The sequence below is a fragment of the Catenuloplanes indicus genome (genome assembly GCF_030813715.1).
GTDB lineage: Bacteria > Actinomycetota > Actinomycetes > Mycobacteriales > Micromonosporaceae > Catenuloplanes > Catenuloplanes indicus.
Genome location: NZ_JAUSUZ010000001.1, coordinates 764,839 through 786,025 on the forward strand (window position 1 = coordinate 764,839; position 21,187 = coordinate 786,025).

Sequence of the window (21,187 nt, forward strand, 5' to 3'; positions counted from 1 at the left end):
AGATAGGTGTCGCTCACGCGATGTCCCTTCGGGTGTCGACGGCGACCAGGCGCAGCTCGGCGGTGTGCCGGCGGCCGTCGGCGCCGGTCAGCCAGGTCTGGTCCGGGCCGGGCAGCATCTCGCTGAGCTTCAGGCGCGCGTCCGGCCCGGCGCGGCGGACCGCGCGGGCGAACACGTCCACCGACGCGAGACCGGCCAGATCGAGGTGGAACGGCTTCTTCTCGGCCGGTGACACGACGAAGACGTGCCGGGGCAGCCGATGCGCGCGCTGCCAGGCACGCGCCCGCCGGAACCGTTCGGCCTCGTCCGGCACGTGCACGAAGTCCAGGCCCGCGGCCGGGAACGTCCACGACTCCCGCGACCAGACCACCCGGTCGACCGTCACCCGCGGCCGGTGGTCCGCCGCGGGCAGCACGTCGAAGCGCTGCAGCAGTTGCAGCATCACCGGCTCGCCGATCACCTCGGCCAGCGGCATCCGGTGCCGCCCGTCCCGGCTGGCCACGGTCAGCACGCCGCCGTCGTCGCGCAGCACGCAGTCCGCGACCGGCAGCGCGGTCGCCGGGTCCAGGCCGCCGCTGTCGTGCCCGAACACGATCCGCAGGTCGCGGCCGGTGATCAGGCCGTCGGTGATCCGGGCCGGGGCGCCGCCCTCCTCGCCGGTCGCGGCCAGCACGATCCGGCGGCGCGGCAGGTCGGCCAGCATCGCGGCGCGCAGCGCGTCCGGGTCCGGGTGCTGAGCGACGAACAGCGCGGACCGCAGCGTGTTCACGCCCGGGTGCACCTCGCCGACCACCCAGTGGAAGTCGCCGCGCCGGACCGCGTCCGGGCCGTCCGCGGCCAGCATCACGTCCGGGCTGTGCTGGTGCGCGCCGGACCAGCCGGGCCGCGGTGCCGCGAACCGTCGCCGGACCGCGTCGGCGAGCGCGGCCGAGTCCGCGGTGATCCGGTTCCCGTCCGCCGCGGGCAGGATCTGCGACCAGCGCTCGCGCAGGCCGCGCACGACCGGGCCGATCAGGCGTTCCGGCGCGTCGAACAGCACGTCGTTGGCCCAGAGCCAGAAGTCCGCGAACGGTACGCCGGGCGAGCCGGTGCGGGCGGCCAGCTCGCGGTAGCGGTCCGCGCAGGCCCGGTGGAACAGCGCGGCCCCGGCGAACGTGAACCAGCGCGCACTGGTCAGCAGCAGGCTCAGCGACGGCCAGAGCGTGCCCATCAGCTCGGTCGACAGCGTCACGCCGGTGCCGGAGCGGCAGTCCTCGTAGACCACGGTCCGCCCGGCGTAGGCCTTCCCGGCGCGGCGGGTGGCGGCCGTACCGGTGAGGCCGGTGAAGGTCTGTTCGAGGCGGGTGACGGCCGCGTCGAGGCGGTCCGGGTCACCGGCCGCGGCGGCGACCGCGTCCCGGGCCGTCTCCAGGCGGTCGAGCGCGGCGAGCGCCCGCGCGCGGGCCCCGGCGTCGCCGACCGCGGTGAGGCGGGTGCGGAGCACGCGTTCCGGGAACACGTCCTCCTTGGGCACCTCGAACGACCACGAGATCCGGCGCGCGTCGCGCAGCGTGGCCAGCCGGTGGAACACGTCGTCCGGGTCCGCGCCGAGCGCGGCGGCGATCTCACCGGCGGTGCGGGTGCCGTCCGCGGCGCGCAGCAGCCGCGCGGTCTCCGGGTCGAGCGGCGTGGGCGGGGTGAGCGGCAGCAGCAGGTGGTCGCCGTCGACGCGCAGGAACGGCATCCGGCGCGGGATCAGCCACGGGCGCAAGCGGTCGTCGTCGGCGGCCAGCCGGCCGGCCAGTTCGGACACGGCCCAGTTCTCGAAATAGACGGTACGGGTGGCGAGCCCGCCCGGCCGCACCCGCAGCGCCGGGCCGGGACCGCCGATCTCTGCCCAGCCGACCGGGCCGAAGAAGCCGATCGTGTCGTTCTTGCCGCAATACCGCTGCAGGTACGTGGCGACCAGCGCCTGATGCTGCCGGTACTGCGAGCCGGCCCCGCCGGGCTTCGCCACGTCCGCGACGCCGGTGTGCAGCGCGGCCCGGTTCTGCCAGGTGACGGCCTCCCGGAACCGCGGGTCGGCGGCGGCCCGGCGCAGCGCGTCCGTGCGACGCGCGGACGCGCGCTCGTAGGCGGCGGCGAAACGGTCCCGGGCGTCCTCGTGCGCGGCGTGCGCGGCGACCGCGGCCGCGTGTGCCTCGGCCAGTTCGGCGCGGCCCGCCTCGCCGGACGGCGCGGGTCCGCCCGCCTCGGCGGCCCCGGCCGGAGACGGCGCCGGCAGCGGGGCCGGGGTGGCGTCCCGGCGGGCGTGGCGGGCGGCCCGGTTCCAGGGCCCGCGTGCGCCGGGCGGTGCGGCCGCGCGCGCGAGCTGCAGCAGGTGGCCGAGCGCGCGACGGGCGTCGTCGCATCGCTGTCCGGCCTCGTCCAGCGCGTCGGCGGCATCACCGAGCGCCGGATCGCCGAGCGCGGTCAGCGTGTCGATCGGGAAGCCGGCCGCACGCAGCCCGGCCCACCGCCACAGCGCCCAGTCGCCGCCCGGCCGTACGAGATGCCCGCCGCCGCCGAGCTCGCGCCCGCCGTCCGCAGGCTTGCGCCCGCCGTCCGCAGGCTTGTGGTCCGACGCGGGTCCGACGTCGTCGCCCGGCGCGGGACGGTCCGCCGTGCGCGGGGCACCGCCTGCCACCGCGGGCGGCGACGCGAGCGTGACGCCACCCGCCGGACCCCACCGATCCACCGACGGTGTTCCGGCGTCGTCAACGGCGGCGCCGGATGCCGCCGGCCGGGCCGTCGCGGCCGGTGCGAGCCGGTACGCCGTGCGGTCGCGGGCAACCGGACCGTCCACATCCGACCGCGGCAGTGCGGCGATCGTGGCGGCGATGTCGCGCAGCGCCGGTGTGTCGAAGACGGCGCGGACCGGCAGGTCGACGTGGAACGTGTCCGCGACCGCGAACGTGAGCCGGGTCGCGAGCAGCGAGTTGCCGCCCTGCGCGAAGAAGTCGTCGTCCCGGCCGGCCGCCGGCACGCCCAGCAGGTCACGCCAGAGCGCGGCCAGCCGGGTCTCCACGTCACCGCGCGGCGCACCGCCGGACGAGGCCGCGGGCGGTGCGGGCAGCGCCCGGCGGTCGAGCTTGCCGGCCGGGGTCAGCGGCAGCGCGGGCAGCCGGACCAGCGCGGCCGGGCGCAGATACGCGGGCAGGTGCCGGCCGGCGAAACCGGGAAGATCATCCACCGGTACGCCGTCGCGGGCACAGTAGTAGCCGACCAGCCGCCGCCGTTCGCCGGTGCCGTCGACGACCACGGCGGCGTCGGTGACCGCGGGATGGCGGCGCAGCACCGCGGCGGCCTCGCCCGGCTCGACCCGGAAACCGCGGATCTTCACCTGGTCGTCGGCGCGGCCGAGGAACTCCAGCGTGCCGTCCTCGCGGACGCGGGCCCGGTCACCGGTGCGGTACATCCGCGCGCCCGGCACCGCGCTGAACGGATCCGGCAGGAACACCCGCGCGGTCGCGGCCGGCCGCCCGAGGTAGCCGCGGGCCAGCCCGGCCCCGCCGGTGTAGAGGTCACCGGCCGTCCCGGCCGGGACCGGGCGCAGCGCGGCGTCCAGCAGGTACACGCCGGTGCCGGGCACCGGACAGCCGATCGGTACCGGGTCGGGCACCTCGTCCGCGCCGGTCAGCACGTGCACGGTGGTGAACGTGGTGTTCTCCGTCGGGCCGTACCCGTTGATCAGGGGTTTGCCGTCGCGGGCGCGCAGCGCGCGGCGGACCGCGGCCGGGTCGAGCACGTCACCGCCGGCCAGCAGCTGCCCGACAGCGGCCAGGCCGTCCGGGGCCAGCTCGACGACCTGGTGGAACAGTCCCGCGGTCAGCCAGAGCACGCTGATCCGCTCGCGGCGCACCACGTCCGCGACCTCGGCCGGGCCGAGCGGGCCGGGTGGCGCGACCACCAGCGTGGCGCCGGACGCGAGGCTGCCCCAGATCTCCAGCGTGGCCGCGTCGAACGCGACCGGCGCCAGGTGCAGCACCCGCTCGCCGGGCCCGAGCCGCAGGTAGCCGGGTTCGTGGACGAGCCGGACCACGGCCGAGTGCGGCACGCCGACCGCCTTCGGTGCGCCGGTCGAGCCGCTGGTGTGGCAGACGTAGGCGAGCCCGGCCGGGTGCGGCGCACGGGTGCGCGGCGGCGCGTCCGGCATCGACTCCGCGTTGATCGTGACCGGGTCGCCCGCCTGCGCCAGGATCGCGGCGGTGCGGTCCGGCGGGTCGGCCGGGTCGAGCGGAAGGTAACCGGCGCCGGCCCGGAGCACGCCGAGCAACGCGACGATCAGCGCGGCCGAGCGGGGCAGCGCGACCGCGACCGGCGTGTCCGGCCGCACCCCCGCGTCCAGCAGCCCGCCGGCCACGCGGTCCGCGCGTGCCAGCAGCTCGCGGTAGGTGAGCGTGCCGTCCGGCGCCACGACCGCGACCGCGTCCGGCCACGCCTCGGCCCGGGCCACGACCAGATCCACCACGGTACGGGTGGCGAGCGCGGCCGGCAGGCCCGGTCCGGACAGCACGGCGCCGCTCCGGCCGGCGGCATCGCCCGGCAGACCGCCGAGGCTGTCCCCGCCCCGCGGTTCGACCGGGCGGCCCGCGGTCGGCAGCTCGCCGCGGCCCGTGTCCGCGGGACCCTCCGGGGGCCTCATGTCCGGCGGATCGTCGAGACGGCCCACGCCGGCCGGATCACCGAAGCCGCCCGCACCGGGATCATCACCGCGGCCGTTCACACCGGGCCCGTCGCCGAGCCGATCCGGATCGTCGGGACCACCCGGGTTCGGCGGTGCCACGCGGTGCGCGCCCGGAACGCCCGCCGGGCGGCTCTCGCCCGGCGCACCGGCGGGGCGATCCGTGCCCGGCAGGTCGCGGACGTATCCGTCGAGGTGGGCCGGGAGGCCGGTGAGGATCGTGCCGAACAGGTGCAGCAGTGCGTCGGCCGCGGCCGGGGTGAGCCGGTGCTGATCGTGGTAGAGCAGCGCGTGCGGGCCCGGTTCGCCGAAGACGCACAGCGTGACCGGTGGGCCCGGGTGGCGGTGGACGCGGGCCCGCCGGCCGCCCCAGCCGGGCACGGCCGCGGCCAGCGAGCTCTGCAGGTTCCGGTGGTCGTACATCAGCAGCGTGTCGAACAGCGGCCGGTCGGCGGGTACGCCGCTCCACCGCTGGATCCGGTCGAGCGGGGTGAGCCGGTGGTCGTGCAGCCCGGCGACGCGCCGGCCGGTCTCGGTCAGCCAGTCACGGACCGGCAGGTCGGCGCGGACCGGCACGCGCAACGGCAACGTGTTGATCAGCAGGCCGATCATCCGGTCCGCGCCGTCGACGGTGTCCCGGCGGCAGGAGCGCACCGAGCCGAATACCACGTCGTCGCGGTCGGTGTGCTGCCGCAGCGTGGCCGCCCAGGCCGCGGTGACCAGCGTGTCCAGCGGCACGCCGGTCGCCCGCAGCGCACCGGCCTGCGCCGGGGTCAGTTCCAGCACGGTCTCCCGGACCGAGCCGGGCGTCCGGTCCGGCGCGCCGGCCGCGGGCGCGAGCACCGGCAGTGGCGTCGGCAGCGTCGCGCCGGCCAGGTGCGCGCGCCAGAACGGGCGGTCGCCGTTCTCCGGCCGGGACGCCACCCAGCGGGCGAAGTCGCGGTACGCGGGCCGGTCCGGCGCGGTGAACGGCCGGCCGGCCGCGAGCGCGTCGTGCTCGGCGAAGACCTCGGCGAGCAGGTGCCGGACGGACCGGCCGTCCAGGATGGCGTGGTGCAGCGTGATCGCGACGGTGTGCCGGCCGGGTCCGTGCGTGATCAGCGTGACGCGGGCCAGCGGCGGGTGCGCGTGGTCGAAGCCGGTGCCGCGGTCCGCGGCGAGGAACGCGGCCAGGTCCCGCTCCGGCGTGCCGGTCCAGTCGTGCAGTTCGACCGGCACCTCGGCGGACGGCCGGACCGCCTGGGTTGGCGGGGCGCCGGGCGGCCAGTCGAAGCCGGTGCGCAGCACCGGGTGCCGTGCGGCCGCGTGCCGCCACGCGGTGCGCATCGCGGCGGGATCGAGCCGGACCGGCCAGTCCACGACGACCTGCAGCAGATCGACGCCGGAATGCCGCCGATGCCGCCCGAACAGCATTCCGGGTTGCAGCGTAACCGCTTCGTATCGTTCGTGACTTGCATTCTCCGACGGCCGGGCATGCACCATTTGCTCCTTCATCCCGCGAGGGATTCCCGTCAATTTCCGTTCCGGACACGCGCACAGCGGAATGACCACCGTCGGCATTAAAGGTGGTTTTGTGATCCGGAAAAGGATTGCACAGAAGCTACGTAAGTGCCTGCACTCTGTCAACCGGACGTCACTGAAAGTAGGATGCGGGGCGATTTGTCGGCAAATCTGGGGGCCAAAGTGGACGGTGACCGGAAAAGGGCATTGACGTAGCAGCGCCAGTAAGTCCGACCTTGCCTCAATAGTGCGTGTTGAGGTTTTACCGGCCGTATCCAGAAGTCACCCTCGACCGGGACCGCGCGTGCGTATAACCTCTTTCGCCATGGACACGGAAGGTATTGACGGCCGAATTTATGACGTAGTGATGAACGACGAGGAGCAATACTCGGTGTGGCCGCACGGGACGCCCGCGCCGGCCGGCTGGCACGGCACCGGCTTCAGCGGCGACGAGGCGGCCTGCCTGGCCCACATCGACGAGGTCTGGACCGACCTGCGCCCCCGGGGTCTGCGCGAGTGGCTGGCCGCCCGGTCCTGACCGTCCCCGGGCACGGCGAAAGCCGGGAGGCACGCGCCTCCCGGCTCCCGCACGGCGACCGGCCGGTCGCGACCGCCTCTCAGTCGCGCAGCGCGTGCGCCGGGATCATGTCGCCGGTCTCCAGCGGCGGGCCGAGAACCGTCTGCCCGGTCGCCGCGGACGCCTCCCCCATCAGCGCATAGTCGATCGCCCAGCCGTCCGGCCGAGGTTCGCGCACGTCGCGGCCCACGGTCCGGAAGAACGACTCCAGTCCACCCGGCGTCGTCAGCGCGAGCATCTCCGCGTCCGCGGTGATCCGGTACGCCAGCGGAACGCCGCGCGGCACGAACACCAGGCCGCCCGCGGCCAGCTCGAAGCGGTGCGCGCCGGCCCAGAAGACGCCGCCGCCGCGCAGCAGCAGGATGATCTCGTCCTCACGGGAGTGTGCGTACACCGGCGACGCCGCACCGGCCGGCGCGCTGGACCGGAACATCGCCAGCTGCCCGGCGGTGTGTTCCGCGGTCAGCAGGATCCGCATGAGGCCGCCGCCGATCCACTCCAGCGTCTCGTGCGCACCGGCCCGCGCCACGTACGGCTCGCCGACCGCTTCGGAGCCGGCCCGCGGCAGCACACCGTCCGCCGGCAACGGCGGGCCGAGGATGGCCTGCCCGTTCGCCGCCGCAGCCGCGGCCATCGTGGCCGGTGTGACCACGAACCCCTCCGGGCGCGGCATGCTCAGGTCGTGCCCGGCGCCGCGGAAGAAGTTCTCCAGCCCGGCCGGTGTGCTGACCGCGAACAGGTCGGCGTCCTCGGTGATCCGGTACGCGTGTGGGACACCGCGCGGCAGGAACGCCACGCTGCCCGCGTCCGCCTCGTACCGCTCGTCACCGATCCAGAAGATCGCGCTGCCCTCGAGCAGCACGAAGATCTCGTCCTCGCGAGCGTGTACGTACGCGGGTGACGCGGCACCGGCCGGCGCCTGCGACCGGAACATGGCCAGCCGCCCGCCGGTCCGCTCGCCGTCGAGCAGGACCCGCATCACACCGCCGCCCAGCCATTCCAGCTCCTGGTGCTCGTCTGCCTGCGCCGCGTAGGGGTGCGTCATCGGTGAATCCGTCCGTGAGATGTTCGCCGTCGACGGAAAACTAGGAACTCACGCGGGGGCGCCGATATCCCGGAAATCAGGGGTTGTGCAAGATCAGCCGTCGTTCTACGGTGTGGGGTCTGATGGCACGCCTGTCGGTCCGGGACCGCGATTCACTGCACGGCGTCGAACGGGCCTGCGCGCTCGACCTCGACTCCCGGGCGCTGCGCCGGGAGCTTGCCGCACGGCTGTCCCGGCTGGTCGGCTACGACGCGTACTGCTTCGCCACCGTCGACCCGTGGTCGCTGCTGCTCACCGACGAGGTCTCCGCGGGCATGCCGCCGGACGGTGGGCCCGCCGTCACGCACAACGAATACTTCGTCGACGACGTGGACAAGTTCGCCGAGCTGGCCCGGACCCGCCGCGCGGTCGGCATCCTCGGCCACAGCACCGGCGGCGAACCGGTCCGCAGCCACCGGTACCGCACCGTCCTGCCGATGCTCGGCGCCCGGGACGAGATGCGCGCCGTGTTCATCGCCGACGGTCGCTGCTGGGGCGCGATCTCGCTGTTCCGCGGCGCCGGCCGGCCCGCGTTCACGCCGCACGAGGGCACGCTGGTCCGGTCCGTCGCGCGCACGATCGCGGTGGCGCTGCGTCGCGCGGCCTGCCGCCGGCCCGGCACGACCGCGCCGGCTAGTCACCCGTCCGCTCCGGGCGTGCTGACGGTGGACCAGCGCAACCGGACCGTGTCGGCCACCGAGTCCGCCCGGCGCTGGCTGGACGAGCTGTCGCCGCTGCGGATGGGCGTGCACGAGATCGCGGCCTCGGCACGCGCCGGCGGCGAATCGTACCTGCGGGTCCGGTCGCGCACCGGCCCGTGGCTGTCGCTGTGGGGATCCACCATGGACGGCGGCGAGCGTGGCACGGTGTCGATCGTCGTCCAGCCCGCACCGGCCGCCGACGTCTTCCGTATGCTCGCACTCACCCACGCGCTCAGCCCACGTGAGCAGGAGGTGCTGCAATCCGTCATCGGCGGCACCCCGCCCGCCGCGATCGCCACCAACCTGCACGTCTCCGCCCACACCGTGGACAGCCACCTCAGATCACTGCTCGGCAAGTTCGGCGCCGGCACCAGGGCCCAGCTGATCGGCCAGGTCATCGGCGAGATCTACGAGATCTAGAGAGCTGATGAGGCGGCTCGGGCCGGAACCGGCCCGGCGTCAGGGGCAGGCCCCGCTGATCGCGGAGGTCGGCGCGGCCGGGCGGGACGCGGCGGCGTACCGTGCGGTCAGTTCTTGATCGTGGTTATGTCGTCGAGGCCGGCGATGGCCAGGACCGGGGCGAGCAGCGGCGCGGCGACCAGCGTGGCGTGGTCGACGTGCTGGAAGAGCACGGCGAGGCCGGCGCTGTCGAGGTACTCGACCGCGGTCAGGTCGACGACGAAGGAGTCGCTGCCGGCGTCGGCGAGCGCGGCGGCGAGCGCGGTCGCGAACGCCGCCGCGTTGCTCATGTCGATCTCCCCGGCGACGGCCAGGACCAGCGCGCCGTCGGGGCGCTCGGTGGTGGCGAAGCTGACGTCGGTGCTCATGCCGGGCGACCCTTCGCGTCGAGCCGGGAAGACGTCATGGCGGGAATCCTCGCTCGCATGCCGACGACGGTGCCGTCCAGACCGGTGGTGATGGTGACCTCGTGCATCAGGGCGCGGATCAGGACCAGGCCGCGGCCGCGGTGCGGGTCCGCCTCCGGCCGGGGGGCACGCCAGCTGCCGGTGTCCGTGACGACCAGGTGCAGGTCGTCCGCGGTGACGGCGGCGCTCAGGTGGATCTGGCCGCCGAGCTGGCGGTGCCCGTGCTCGATCGCGTTGGCGCACGCCTCACCGGCCGCGACCAGCACGTTCTGCGCGGTGCCGGTGTCCACGCCGCAGCGTTCCAGCCAGCGGCGCAGCGAGGAACGGACCGGCGCGAGCCGCGTCGCCTCGGCCGGGAACTCCAGGTCGAGCGGGCCGGGGTGACGGTAGAGCAGCAGCGCGACGTCGTCGTCGTAACCGGCGTCCGGTGCCATGCTGTCCATCACCTCGGAGGCCAGCGCGTCCAGTGGGGCGGACCGGCCGCGCTGGACCACCGTGCTGACCCGGCCGATGCCCGCGGTCAGCGGCGCCCGGCGGCGTTCTATCAGGCCGTCCGTGTAGAGCAGCAGCGTGGCGCGGGCCGGCACGGTGTACGTCGCCTCGGGCCGGTCGGCCGCGCCGCGGACGCCGAGCGGGCGGGAGCGCCCCTGGTCGAGCAGCTGGGTGGTGCCGTCCGCGTGGGTGACGATCGCGGGCGGGTGACCGGCACTGGAGTAGCGCAGCTCGCCGGTGCCGGTGTCGAGCGTGCCGCAGAAGACGGTGGCGCACGAGGCGCCGGGGAGCTGGGCGGCGAACCGGTCGAGCGCCATCAGCGTGGCGGCCGGGTCCAGGTTCTGCAGCAGCAGCGCCCGGCAGGCGCTGCGCAGCTGGCCCATCACGGTCGCGGCCTGCAGTCCGTGGCCGACACAGTCGCCGACCACGATGCCGATCCGGTCGTCCGGGAGCCGGATCGTGTCGTACCAGTCGCCGCCGACCTTGAGCGGGCGGGTCGCGGGCGCGTACCGGACCTCGAACCCGATCGGGAGCTGGGCCGGGCCGAGGATCGCGCGTTGCAGCGCGAGCGCGGTCTCCCGCTGCTGGTCGATCTGGTGGATGCGGTGCAGGCCCTGGCCGAGGTGGCCGGCGAGCAGCGCGAGCAGGGTCTGGTCCTCCTGCGTGAACGCGCGCTTCTCGGCCGGTTCGACCCAGAGCACCATGGTCCCGTCCGGGTGCTCCAGCGTGATCCCGGCGCCGGCGAGCGGGTCGGCGAGCGGGGTGAGCAGCGGCGTGTCGCGCAACGCGGTGAGCGTGGCGCGCAGCGACTCCGGCAGCGTGTCCCAGTGCCGGTCCGGGTCGGTGGAGACCACGTCCGGCGTGCTGCCGCCGCCGAAGACGACCGCGTGCACCGCGGTGGCCCGCCACAGGCCGGTCAGCACCGGCAGCACGGCCCGCAGCGCGCCGCCGGCCGTGTCCGCCTGGCTGAGGCGCAGGCCGAGCGCGGCGAGCGCGCTGTCCCGCTGCACCGCGTAGTGCTCCGCGGTGACGTCGCGGAACGTGCCGACGATGACGCGGCGGCCGGTGTCCGGGTCTTCGACCTGGTTGAACGCGGCGGCCACCCAGAGCCGGTGGCCGTCGCGGTGGTTGACCGGGATCGTGTACGAGCCACGGGAGTGTTCCATCAGCAGCGCGAACGCGTCCTCGACCAGGCGGTGGCCGTCCGGGTCGCGCTCCGCGTCCGGCCACCACGGGTGCACCGGCGGGTACGGCAGGCCCTCCGGCCCGTACCCCAGGATGGTCTGGAACGTGGAATTGATCTCGATGACCGCACCGTCCTCGTCGCAGACGAAGAAGGCCTCCTGCAGCGAGTCGACCAGCGCGGTGCGCCACCGCGCATGGTGGTTGCGCAGCCGGGACAGCTCCAGGTTCGCCCGGACCCGGGCCAGCAGCTCGGCCGACGAGAACGGCTTGACCAGGTAGTCGTCGGCGCCGGCCTCCAGGCCCTCGATCGACGACTCCTGGCCGGCGCGGGCGGAGAGCAGCAGCACCGGCGTGCCGGCCGTGCGCGGGTCCGCGCGCAGCGCCGCGACCAGTTGCAGGCCGTCCAGCAGTGGCATCATCACGTCGCTGACGATCAGGTCGGGGCGGCGGACCCGGGCCGTGTCCAGCGCGGCCTGCCCGTCCGCGACCGCCTCGACCCGGTGCCCGGCGGAGCGCAGCAGCCGGACCAGGTAGTCGCGCATGTCCGCGTTGTCGTCGGCGACCAGGACGGTCGGCTGCGTGCCGGGGTCCGCCGGCGCCGACGGGGTGGCGGGCACCCAGCGGGACACCTCCGCCACGTACGGCGTGGCCGCGGACGGCGTCGAGGAGCCGGCCGGGACCAGCGCGTCCGCGGGCAGGTGTGCGGTGCCGAACGGCAGCCGGATGGTGAACGCGGTGCCCTCGCCGAGCACGCTGTCCGCGGTGATCGCGCCGCCGTGCAGCTCGACCAGCTCCTTGACCAGCGCGAGGCCGATGCCGCTGCCCTCGTTGGACCGGGACCGGGCGTGCTCGATCCGGTGGAACCGCTCGAACAGGCGGGGGATCTCGTCCGGTGGCACGCCCACGCCGGTGTCGGCCACGGTCACGGTCGCACGGTCGCCGTCGGCGCGGACGGTGACCCGGATGCCCCCGCGGAAGGTGAACTTGAGCGCGTTGCTGAGCAGGTTGAGGACGACCTTCTCCCACATGCCGCGGTCGATGTGGACCGGGGCCGGCAGCGGCGGGCAGTCGACGTCCAGCCGCAGGCCGGCGCGTTCGATCGCGGACCGGAACACGCTGGCCAGCTCCGCGGTCGCGGCGGCCAGGTCGGCCGGCTCGTACCGGGCCTGCATGCGCCCGGCCTCGATGCGGGAGAAGTCGAGCAGCGTGTTGACCAGCTTGCCGAGCCGCAGCGCGTTGCGGTGGATGACCTCCAGGTTCGGGTCGGACGCGCCGATCCGGGCGCGAAGATCCTCGACCGGACCCATGATCAGCGTCAACGGGGTGCGGAACTCGTGGCTGATGTTGGAGAAGAACGTGGTCTTCGCGCGGTCCAGTTCGGCCAGTTCCTCGGCCCGGCGCTGCTGGGCCTGGTAGCTGCGCGCGCTGGCGATGCCGGACGCGACGTGCCCGGCGGCCAGCTCGACGAAGCCGCGGTAGCCCTCGTCCAGCGGCCGGAACCGGTTCAGGCCCGCGACCATGAACCCGTAGGGCGTGCCGCCCTGCTGCAACAGTGGCACGACGAGCGCCTCGGTCGGCGGCTGGTCCCAGTCGCCGTGCGGCAGCCCGTCCACGCCGTCCAGCGGGATCAGGCCCTCGGCCGGCCCGGCACCGGGCCAGGTGGCCGGCTGGAAGCCACCGGTGGAGCCGGCCAGCCGCGGCTCGCCGTCATCGTCGTCGGTCAGGTATATCAGCGTGAACGGCAGGTCACGCAGGTTCCGGGCGAGCTGGGCGGACGCGAACGCGAGCACCTGCTCCTCGGACCGGATCGCGCTCGGGTCGGAGCCGAGGTCGCGCAGCGTCGCCATCCGCCGCTCGCCGATCACCCGGTCGGTGTCCTCGCTGACCACGCACAGCATGCCGACGACCGCACCGGCGTCGTCGCGCAGCGGGCTGTAGGAGAACGTGTGGTACGTCTCCTCCGGGTAGCCGGACCGTTCCAGGAACAGCAGGAGGCCCTCGTCCCAGGTGGCCTCGCCGGTGGACAGGACGGTCTCGATCCGCGGGCCGATGTCGTCCCAGATCTCCGCCCACACCTCGCTGGCCGGCCGGCCGAGCGCCCACGGGTACTTACGGCCGAGCGTGTCCCGCCGGTACGCGTCGTTGCAGAAGAACGTCAGCTCCGGGCCCCAGGCCATCCACATCGGGAAGCGGGAGGACAGCATCAGGCTGACCGCGGTCCGCAGGCTCTGCGGCCACGCCTCCGGGGCGCCGAGCGGCGTCTCGCGCCACCCCACCGCGGCGAGGTCGCGGCCCACAGGGCCGACGAACACACGTCCAGTCATCCTTGACAGCTCTCCCGGTCCGGAGTCCTCAGCAGGATACGCAGCCTGGCCGGACCGGGAGAGTTCGTACGCCGAACGGTCGACCACGCTACGGCTTCAGGACGACCTTGATGCAGCCGTCCTCCTTCTTCTTGAAGATCTCATACGCCTGCGGTGCCGACTCCAGCGGGAGGCGGTGGGTGACGAGGTCGTCCACGCCGAGCGGGTCGCCGGCGCCGGTGAGCAGCGGCAGCACGTCGTCGGACCAGCGGCGTACGTGCGCCTGGCCCATCCGCAGCGTGACCCCCTTGTCGAACAGGTCGAACATCGGGATCGGGTCGGCCTGCCCGCCGTAGACGCCGACGATCGACACGGTGCCGGCCCGCCGGACCGAGGCGAACGCGGTGCGCAGCGCGCCCATCCGGTCCACGCCCATGGTGTCGATCGCCTTGCGGGCCAGCGCGTCCGGGAGCATGCCGGCCGCGGTCATGGCGGCGGCCTGGAACGGCGTGCCGTGCGCCTCCATACCGACCGCCTCGATCACGCCGTCCGCGCCGCGCCCGTTCGTCAGCTCGATCACGGCCGCCGGGATGTCGTCGATCTTGTCGTGGTTCAGCACCTCGATGCCGTGGCGCTCGGCCATCGCCAGCCGCTCCGGCACGTTGTCGACCGCGATGACGCGCTCGGCACCGAGGTGGCGGGCGATCCGCGCGGACATCTGGCCGATCGGGCCGAGGCCGGTGACCAGCACGGTGCTGCCCGGCTCGATGTCCGCCCACTTCGCGGCCTGCCACGACGTGGTGAGCACGTCGGAGAGGAACAGGTAACGCTCGTCCGGGTGACCCTCCGGCACCTTGATCGGGCCGAAGTGGGCCTGGGGGACGCGCAGGTACTCGGCCTGACCGCCGGGCACCTGGCCGTACAGCCTGGTGTAGCCGAACAGCGACGCGCCCTTGCCGTGCTCCTTGACCTGCGTTGTCTCGCACTGGGCGTAGTAGCCGCGGCTGCACATCCAGCAGAAGCCGCAGGAGATGTTGAACGGGATCACCACGCGGTCGCCGGGCTTGATGTGGGTGACGTCCGCACCGACCTCCTCCACGATGCCCATCGGCTCGTGGCCCAGGATGTCACCCTTGTCCAGGTACATGCCGAGCACGTCGTACAGGTGCAGGTCGGAGCCGCAGATGGCGGTCGAGGTCACCCGGATGACGGCATCCGTCGGCTCCTGAATGGTCGGGTCGGGGACGTTCTCCACGGACACCTTGCCGGTGCCCTGCCAGGTGAGTGCTCGCATGGGTGAGGGTGTGCCCCGGACCCGACGGGATTAACCACGGTTTCCCGGGGCATCCGGCAGGTATGGCTAATCAGTTTGCAGTGGTCACCGGCGCGTCCAGCGGCATCGGGTACGAGCTCGCCCGGCAGCTGGCGTCGCGCGGCTACGACCTGTTGATCACGGCGTCGGGCGAGGAGCTCGCGCAGGCCGCCGCGAACCTGCGGCGGGACGGCGCCGGCGTCGAGGTGACCGAGGTCCGCGCCGACCTCGCCACGCCGGAGGGCGTGGAGAAGGTGTGGGCCGCGATCACCCGCGACGTGGACGTGCTCGCGCTCAACGCGGGCCGCGGCATCGGCGGCGAGTTCGTCGGCGGCACCGACCTGCGCGACGAGTTCAACGTGATCGACGTCAACGTCACCTCGACCGTGCACCTGGCCAAGCTCGCGCTGCCCGCGATGGTCGCGCGCGACGCCGGCGGCGTGCTGTTCACCTCGTCGATCGCGTCCACCATGCCGGGTACGTACCAGGCGGTCTACAACGCGTCGAAGTCGTTCGTGCAGTCGTTCGCGGAGGCGCTGCGCGAGGAGCTGAAGGACACCGGCGTGACGATCACCGCGCTGATGCCCGGTCCGACCGACACGAACTTCTTCCACCGCGCGGACATGGACGACACCCGGGTCGGCGCGTCGAAGAAGGACGACCCGGCCGTGGTCGCGGAGCAGGGCATCGAGGCGTTGCTCAAGGGCAAGGAGAAGGTCGTGGCCGGCTCGGTCAAGACCAAGGTGCAGGGCGCGGCCAGCAAGGTGATGCCGGACAGCGCGAAGGCGACCATGCACGCCAAGATGGCGGAGCCGGGCTCGGCATGATGCTCCTCGAGGGTTACTCCTGGCTCCCCGGCCTCGGCCGCACCCCGGTGCCCACCCGACTGTTCGGCCTGCGCGCCACCGCGCTGCGCGGGCCGGACGCGGTCCGGTTCTTCTACGACGAACGCCACGTGCGGCGGCACGGCGCGTTGCCGGAACCGGTGCGCGGCACGCTGACCGGCAAGGGCGCGGTGCACACGCTGGACGGCGACGCGCACCGTGCCCGCAAGGCGATGTTCCTGGCGCTGCTGAAGGAGCCCGCGCAGGTCAAGCGGCTGGCCGACGAGCTGGACGCGGCCTGGGACGCCGCATCGGCCCGCTGGCCCGGCCGCCGCGTCATCCTGTTCGAGGAGTCCGGCCGGATCCTCGCCGACGCGGTGTGCCGGTGGGCCGGCGTCCCGCTCGCGCCCGGCACGCTCCCGGCCGTGGCGGCGGACCTGCAGGCGATGGTGGACGGCTTCGCCACCGGTGGTCCGCGGCACTGGCGGGCCCGGCGGGCGCGCGGCCGGCAGGAGCGGCACGCCGAAAAGCTCATCACGGGGGTACGGGACGGGAGCGTGACCGTACCGCCGGGCTCGGCGTGCGAGGTGGTGGCGCGGCAGCCTTCGCTGTCTCCGCGCACCGCCGCCGTGGAGTTGCTGAACATCATCCGGCCGACCGTGGCAGTGTCCTGGTTCGCCGCGTTCATGGGCCACGCGCTGTGGCGGTACCCGGAACAGCGGGCCGCGCTGCGCGACGGGGGCGACGACTACGCGCGGGCGTTCGCCCACGAGGTGCGGCGGTTCTACCCGTTCGCGCCGTTCGTCGGCGGGAAGGCGGTGCGCGACCTGTCCTACGGCGGCGTGCGGATCCCACGGGGGTCGATGGTGCTGCTCGACATCTTCGGGCAACACCATGATCAGCTTTTGTGGCCGGAGCCGTACCGGTTCGCGCCACAACGATTCCTGGAGCGCGAGCCGGGCCGCGACGACCTGATCCCGCAGGGCGGCGGCGACCCGGAACTGCACCGGTGCCCGGGCGAGGACATCACGGTCACGCTGATGTCCCGGATCGCCCAGCGCCTGGCCGCACTCGACTACCGGGTGCCGGACCAGGACCTGGAGATGTCGCTGCGCCGCATCCCGGCGCTCCCCCGCAGCGGGATGATCATCCGGGTCGCCTGACCGGCTCCGGCGATCGCGCGGCCATCCCCGTCCGCGGGACGGCCGCGCTCCGCGGGGCCGCCGCCCGGCGATCCGCGGCCGGTCGCGTGATCCCCGCGGCCACCGCGATCCGCGGGCCGCCCCGCGATCCGCGACCGGTCGGGTGCTCCCCGCGGCGACCGCGATCCGCCGGGGCGGCCGCGCGATCCGGCCTCAGTCGAGGAGTTCGACGAAGCCGTCCGTGCCGTGCACCCGGATCCGGCTGCCGTCCCGGATCAGGCGGGTCGCGCCGACCACGCCGACCACGGCCGGCAGGCCGTACTCCCGGGCGATCACGGCGCCGTGCGTCATCAGGCCGCCGACCTCGGTGACCAGGCCGGTGACCGCGACGAACGCCGGGGTCCAGCTCGGGTCGGTGTACGCGGTGACCAGGATGTCACCGGGCGCGAGGTCGGCGACGGACAGGTCCAGCACGACGCGGGCCCGGCCCTCGACCGTCCCGGCGGAGACCGCCAGCCCGGCCAGCGCGCCGTCCGGCACGTCGTCCCGCCGGTAGGCGCCACGCACCGCCTCGCCGTCGGAGGTGAGCACCCGCGGCGCGGTGAGCGTCCGGAAGAACCGGAACTCGTCCTTGCGGCGGCGGATCAGGTCATGGTCCGCGCGTCCGCTGCGGACCACGGCGTCCAGTTCGTCGAATCGTAGGTAGAACACGTCCTCCGGCTCGTGCAGCACACCCGCGGCGACCAGCCGGGCGGCCTCGGCCAGCAGCGCCCGCTTGTAGATCAGGTAGCGGCTGACCATGCCGTACTTCGGGAACTCACGGTAGCCGCTGAACGTGCGCAGCCGGTCGATCACCCGCTTCGTCTCCGCGGCCTTCGCCTCGCCGTCCGGTAGCGCGCGCACCCGCCGCAGCACGTCGTCCTCCGCGGCCCGCGCCTCCGCGAGCTTCTCCGCGAACCGCCGCGTCCCGGCACCCGCCGCGAAGTTGCGCACGTTGCCGAGCAGCAGCGGGATCAGCATGGCCGGCTCCTCACTCCACCGCGGCCGGGTGATGTCGATCTCGCCGGGGCAGCGCATGCCGTACACGTGCAGGAAGTTCGTGATCGCTTCCCGGGTCTCCGGCCCGCCGTCCAGCCGGTCGATGCCGTCCAGCCCGTGCTCGCCCAGGTGCGCGACCAGCTCCGGATGCGGGCGGATCACGTCCGCGACGTCCAGCAGCGCCAGGCCCATCTCCGCGGTCACGTTGCCGGGCGCGGACCGTGCGAGCGTGTCCGCCGCGTCCCGCTCCCCCAGCCACGTTGACAGCCGGTCGTTCAGCCAGGTCGCGGCCTCCTGCGCCGACACGATCACCGGCAGGCTCCGCGGGTCGGACAGGACCCGGCGCAGCTTCTCCACGTCGGCCCGGACGGCGTCCATCAGATCCGCGCCGGACCGGCCACGGAGGTCGTGCTCCGCCGCGGCGACGGACGCGCGGACGTGCTCGACCAGCGCGGTGACCAGGGCCGGGTCCGCCTCGATCGGCGCGGTCGTGGCGCCGGGTGCGGCCCAGGGCCGCTCGCCGTCCGGGACCGTGCGGATGAATCCGTCCCGCGCGGCGATCGTCCGCAGCGCGTCCCCGGTCAGCGGGTCGGACGTGCCGAGCGCGGCCACCAGGTTCGCCCGGCCGGTGGGCGACGCCAGTGCTGCGGTGACGTCGACGAACAGCCGGCCACCGGCCTCCGCCATCGGCCGCGGCGTGGTCATCTGCCAGAGCGACAGTCCGAGCGGCTTCATCGCGTCGGTCATCATCTGCTGATGCCCGACGGACACGTAGACGTGGTTCTCGCCGTCCCCGGCGGCGGGAATCGGGAACAACGTGGTGATCGGGCGGCTCTGCACCACACTGATGTCGTCGCCGGTCAGGCACCACTCGATGTCCTGCGGCACGCCGAGCTGCGCCTCGATCCGCCGGCCGAGCGCCACCAGCCGCACGACCTGGGCGTCCGTGAGCGCGGGACGAGCCGGGTCGTCGACCGCCACGTCCTGCACGCCGCCGCCCGGCGCGGCGCGGACCGCGGTCGGCTTGACCGCGATCGCCCGGGTGAGGATCTCGCCGTCGCGGACGGTGAAGCTGTCCGCGTGCGCCCGGCCGGAGACGAGTGCCTCGCCGAGCCCGACGGCCGCCTCGACCGACGCGAGCCGCCGGTCCGAGGTGACCGGGTCCGCGGTGAACAGCACCCCGGCGGCGTCCGGCGCGACCATGCGCTGGACGACCACCGCCATGAACACCCGGCGATGATCAAACCCATTCCGGCGCCGGTACGCGACCGCCCGCTCGGTGAACAGCGACGCCCAGACGCGCTGGACGTGCGCGAGGACCGCATCCGTCCCGGCCACGTTGAGGAACGAGTCCTGCTGGCCGGCGAAGGACGCCTCGGGCAGATCCTCCGCGGTCGCACTCGACCGCACCGCGAACGCCGCGTTGCCGCCCGGTACGTCCCCGGCGGGTGTCCCGTTTCCCCCGGACGGCCCGCTCCGGCCGGATTCCCCGTCCCCGGCGGCTACCTCACCGCCACCGGATGCCCCGTTCCCGGCGGGCAGCTCGTCCCCGCCGGACGCCTCGGTCACGCCGGACGACTCACTGCCGCCGGATGCGCTGCTACCGGCGGACACCTCGCTGCTGGTCGGCGACTCGCGCCCGGCGGGTGCCTCGTTCCGGCTTGACGCGCGCACCGCCTCGGTGATCTCCGCCGCGAGATCGCCGGGGACCGGGACCGCTTCGATCGCGGCCCGGATCTCCGCGCTGAGCGCGCGGATCCCGTCATCACCGGCGTTCTCCAGCCGCGCGAACAGCTCGTCCACCGCCGGGATCTCCGCCATGATCCGCCGGAACGCGGCGGCCGTCACGCAGAAGCCGGACGGTACCCGGACCCCGTCGATCCGGGACAGCACGGCCAGCTGCCGCGCCTTGCCGCCGACCTCCGCCGCGTCCGCCGCGTCCGCCTCCGCCAGCCCTACCACATAACGCCCCAGCACGCGACACCCCCGGCACCGTCATACCTCGCCACCCCACGGTCCGGGCCGCACCTCCCCGGATCGTGGCCCGGCCGACGATTCTGCGCCCCGTACCGGGCCTTGCCGCAAGTCCCACCCTCCGCTATATGTTGAAGATGGCGGGAGGGCTTCCCCTCCGCACGCGGCCCGCCGATCCGGCCACCCGGTCCCGGCCGAATGCCGATACCCCTCCGCCCGCGCCGCGTCCAGGATTCCGGCATGGAGTGCTTCGTCGATCGGGACGCCGACTACGTACGGTGGACCAGGGACAATCCGGGCGGCTTCGTCATCAACACGTATCGGCGTCCGAGCGCCCGCTATCTGAAACTGCACCGGGCCGGCTGCCGCACCATAACCGTGCTGCAGCCCGCGGCGACCCGCTGGACGACCGGCGACTACGTCAAGATCTGCGGAACCCGCGCCGACCTGGAGGCCTGGGCGGCGCGGATGCTGCGGGCCTCGCCGGAGCCGTGCTCGCTGTGCTGCTGAGCCGGCCGCGTGGTTCCGCCGGGAAATGTCGCCGGGATGGTGTCGTATCGGGGGGCGCTCGTTCGTAGGACGTGTGGGCGGCGTCCACGGGCCGTCGCGTTGCGCAGATCCAAGGGAGAAGACCATGACGGAGTATCTGATCGCGTTCAACGATGAGTGGGTGGCTCCGCACACGCCGGAGCAGATCGCGCAGAAGGCCGAGGCCTCCCTGGCCGTGATCGACGAGATGCTGGCGGCGGGCATCCTGCTCTTCAGCAACGGCGGGCTGGACCGGTCGACCGCGGTCTGCAGCGTCGAGGCCGTCGACGGCAAGCCGGTCTTCACCGACGGGCCGTACATCGAGACCAAGGAGCACCTCGGCGGTTTCGCCGCGATCGACGTGCCGGACGACGAGACCGCGCGGTACTGGGCCGGCCGGCTCGCCACCGCGCTCGAATGGCCGCAGGAGGTGCACCGCTTCCGCGGCCCCGGCGCGTACCGGCTTCCCAGGCAGGACTGACCGGCCGATCCGCGTCGCCGGGCGGGAGTCCGCCCGGCGGCGTGTGTCAGTCGAGGCAGAACTCGTTGCCCTCGACGTCCTGCATCGGGATGCACGACTCGTTCTCGTCGTCCGCGACCAGCACCTGCACGACGCTCGCGCCGAGCGCGACCAGCCGTTCGGCCTCCGCCTTCAGCACGGCCAGCCGCTCCTCGCCGGCCAGGCCGGTGCCCGCCCGCACGTCCAGGTGCACCCGGTTCTTGACGACCCGGCCCTCCGGCACCCGCTGAAAGAACAGCCGCGGCCCGGCCCCGGCCGGATCGACGCACGCGAACCACTCACCGCGCCGCTCGGCCGGCCGCGACCGCTCGTATTCCTCCCACGACTCGAACCCCTTCGGCGGCCGTACGACGTACCCGAGCACCTCGCACCAGAACCGGCCGACCCGCTCCGGGTCCGCGCAGTCGAACGTCACCTGAAACTCCCTGACCAACGCCAT

Annotated in this window: 13 protein-coding genes; 6 read left to right on the forward strand and 7 right to left on the reverse strand. The window is 74.0% G+C overall.

Annotated features, from left to right (window positions below; translation table 11 throughout):
- Positions 1–13 precede the first annotated feature (13 nt).
- Positions 14–6,262 carry an AMP-binding protein gene (locus J2S42_RS03685; RefSeq protein ID WP_307235191.1) on the reverse strand — a complete coding sequence of 2,083 codons (6,249 nt, stop codon included), beginning with the start codon at positions 6,260–6,262 and terminating at the stop codon, positions 14–16.
- Positions 6,263–6,527: 265 nt separating this feature from the next.
- Between J2S42_RS03685 and J2S42_RS03690 the strand changes: the two genes are divergently transcribed.
- Complete coding sequence (locus tag J2S42_RS03690; RefSeq protein ID WP_307235193.1) at positions 6,528–6,740, forward strand: MbtH family protein; 213 nt, start codon at positions 6,528–6,530, stop codon at positions 6,738–6,740.
- Between the two features lie 79 nt (positions 6,741–6,819).
- Here the strand turns inward: J2S42_RS03690 and J2S42_RS03695 are convergent, their stop codons facing one another.
- On the reverse strand, positions 6,820–7,824 hold the full coding sequence (locus J2S42_RS03695) for a cupin domain-containing protein (protein ID WP_307235195.1): 1,005 nt from the start codon (positions 7,822–7,824) through the stop codon (positions 6,820–6,822).
- 122 nt (positions 7,825–7,946) lie between these two features.
- Between J2S42_RS03695 and J2S42_RS03700 the strand changes: the two genes are divergently transcribed.
- Entirely contained in the window at positions 7,947–8,984 is a 1,038-nt protein-coding gene (locus tag J2S42_RS03700) for a LuxR C-terminal-related transcriptional regulator (protein WP_307235197.1), read from the forward strand.
- Positions 8,985–9,091: 107 nt separating this feature from the next.
- Here J2S42_RS03700 and J2S42_RS03705 read toward each other — a convergent pair whose 3' ends face one another.
- From J2S42_RS03705 to J2S42_RS03715, 3 genes are all read right to left on the reverse strand, one after another.
- Positions 9,092–9,391 (reverse strand): STAS domain-containing protein, encoded by a 300-nt coding sequence (locus J2S42_RS03705; RefSeq protein ID WP_307235198.1) that lies wholly within the window; start codon positions 9,389–9,391, stop codon positions 9,092–9,094.
- A complete protein-coding gene (locus J2S42_RS03710) occupies positions 9,388–13,431 on the reverse strand; it encodes a SpoIIE family protein phosphatase (RefSeq protein WP_307235200.1) in 4,044 nt (1,347 codons plus the stop codon). Before J2S42_RS03710 ends, J2S42_RS03705 begins: the two co-directional genes overlap by 4 nt.
- A gap of 88 nt (positions 13,432–13,519) precedes the next feature.
- Positions 13,520–14,704 (reverse strand): zinc-dependent alcohol dehydrogenase, encoded by a 1,185-nt coding sequence (locus J2S42_RS03715; RefSeq protein ID WP_307235202.1) that lies wholly within the window; start codon positions 14,702–14,704, stop codon positions 13,520–13,522.
- Positions 14,705–14,766: 62 nt separating this feature from the next.
- Here J2S42_RS03715 and J2S42_RS03720 point away from each other — a divergent pair, with 62 nt between their 5' ends.
- Both J2S42_RS03720 and J2S42_RS03725 read left to right on the forward strand, forming a co-directional pair.
- Positions 14,767–15,549, forward strand: coding sequence for an SDR family NAD(P)-dependent oxidoreductase (locus tag J2S42_RS03720; protein WP_307235204.1), 783 nt, complete (start codon positions 14,767–14,769; stop codon positions 15,547–15,549).
- Positions 15,546–16,709 (forward strand): cytochrome P450, encoded by a 1,164-nt coding sequence (locus J2S42_RS03725; protein WP_307235206.1) that lies wholly within the window; start codon positions 15,546–15,548, stop codon positions 16,707–16,709. Before J2S42_RS03720 ends, J2S42_RS03725 begins: the two co-directional genes overlap by 4 nt.
- Before the next feature lie 192 nt (positions 16,710–16,901).
- On the opposite strand, the gene rph is transcribed toward J2S42_RS03725, so the two are convergent.
- Complete coding sequence (gene rph, locus J2S42_RS03730) at positions 16,902–19,703, reverse strand: rifamycin-inactivating phosphotransferase (protein ID WP_307235208.1); 2,802 nt, start codon at positions 19,701–19,703, stop codon at positions 16,902–16,904.
- Positions 19,704–19,940: 237 nt separating this feature from the next.
- On the opposite strand from rph, the gene J2S42_RS03735 reads away from it, so the two are divergent.
- The gene (locus J2S42_RS03735; RefSeq protein WP_307235209.1) at positions 19,941–20,210 is read left to right on the forward strand and encodes a hypothetical protein; all 270 of its coding nucleotides are present in this window, start codon (positions 19,941–19,943) and stop codon (positions 20,208–20,210) included.
- 124 nt (positions 20,211–20,334) lie between these two features.
- Positions 20,335–20,709: a YciI family protein gene (locus J2S42_RS03740; protein WP_307235211.1), complete on the forward strand. Its 375-nt coding sequence runs from the start codon at positions 20,335–20,337 to the stop codon at positions 20,707–20,709.
- 46 nt (positions 20,710–20,755) lie between these two features.
- On the opposite strand, the gene J2S42_RS03745 is transcribed toward J2S42_RS03740, so the two are convergent.
- Positions 20,756–21,187 (reverse strand): VOC family protein, encoded by a 432-nt coding sequence (locus J2S42_RS03745; protein WP_307235214.1) that lies wholly within the window; start codon positions 21,185–21,187, stop codon positions 20,756–20,758.

Bases quoted from the DNA above. Each gene is read 5' to 3' on its own strand.
- J2S42_RS03745 (WP_307235214.1), bottom strand. From the start codon at position 21,187: ATGGCGTTGGTCAGGGAGTTTCAGGTGACGTTCGACTGCGCGGACCCG.
- J2S42_RS03725 (WP_307235206.1), top strand. From the start codon at position 15,546: ATGATGCTCCTCGAGGGTTACTCCTGGCTCCCCGGCCTCGGCCGCACC.
- J2S42_RS03705 (WP_307235198.1), bottom strand. From the start codon at position 9,391: ATGAGCACCGACGTCAGCTTCGCCACCACCGAGCGCCCCGACGGCGCG.
- J2S42_RS03700 (WP_307235197.1), top strand. From the start codon at position 7,947: ATGGCACGCCTGTCGGTCCGGGACCGCGATTCACTGCACGGCGTCGAA.
- J2S42_RS03720 (WP_307235204.1), top strand. From the start codon at position 14,767: ATGGCTAATCAGTTTGCAGTGGTCACCGGCGCGTCCAGCGGCATCGGG.
- J2S42_RS03685 (WP_307235191.1), bottom strand. From the start codon at position 6,262: ATGCCGACGGTGGTCATTCCGCTGTGCGCGTGTCCGGAACGGAAATTG.
- J2S42_RS03735 (WP_307235209.1), top strand. From the start codon at position 19,941: ATGGAGTGCTTCGTCGATCGGGACGCCGACTACGTACGGTGGACCAGG.
- J2S42_RS03695 (WP_307235195.1), bottom strand. From the start codon at position 7,824: ATGACGCACCCCTACGCGGCGCAGGCAGACGAGCACCAGGAGCTGGAA.
- J2S42_RS03715 (WP_307235202.1), bottom strand. From the start codon at position 14,704: ATGCGAGCACTCACCTGGCAGGGCACCGGCAAGGTGTCCGTGGAGAAC.
- J2S42_RS03740 (WP_307235211.1), top strand. From the start codon at position 20,335: ATGACGGAGTATCTGATCGCGTTCAACGATGAGTGGGTGGCTCCGCAC.
- J2S42_RS03690 (WP_307235193.1), top strand. From the start codon at position 6,528: ATGGACACGGAAGGTATTGACGGCCGAATTTATGACGTAGTGATGAAC.
- J2S42_RS03710 (WP_307235200.1), bottom strand. From the start codon at position 13,431: ATGACTGGACGTGTGTTCGTCGGCCCTGTGGGCCGCGACCTCGCCGCG.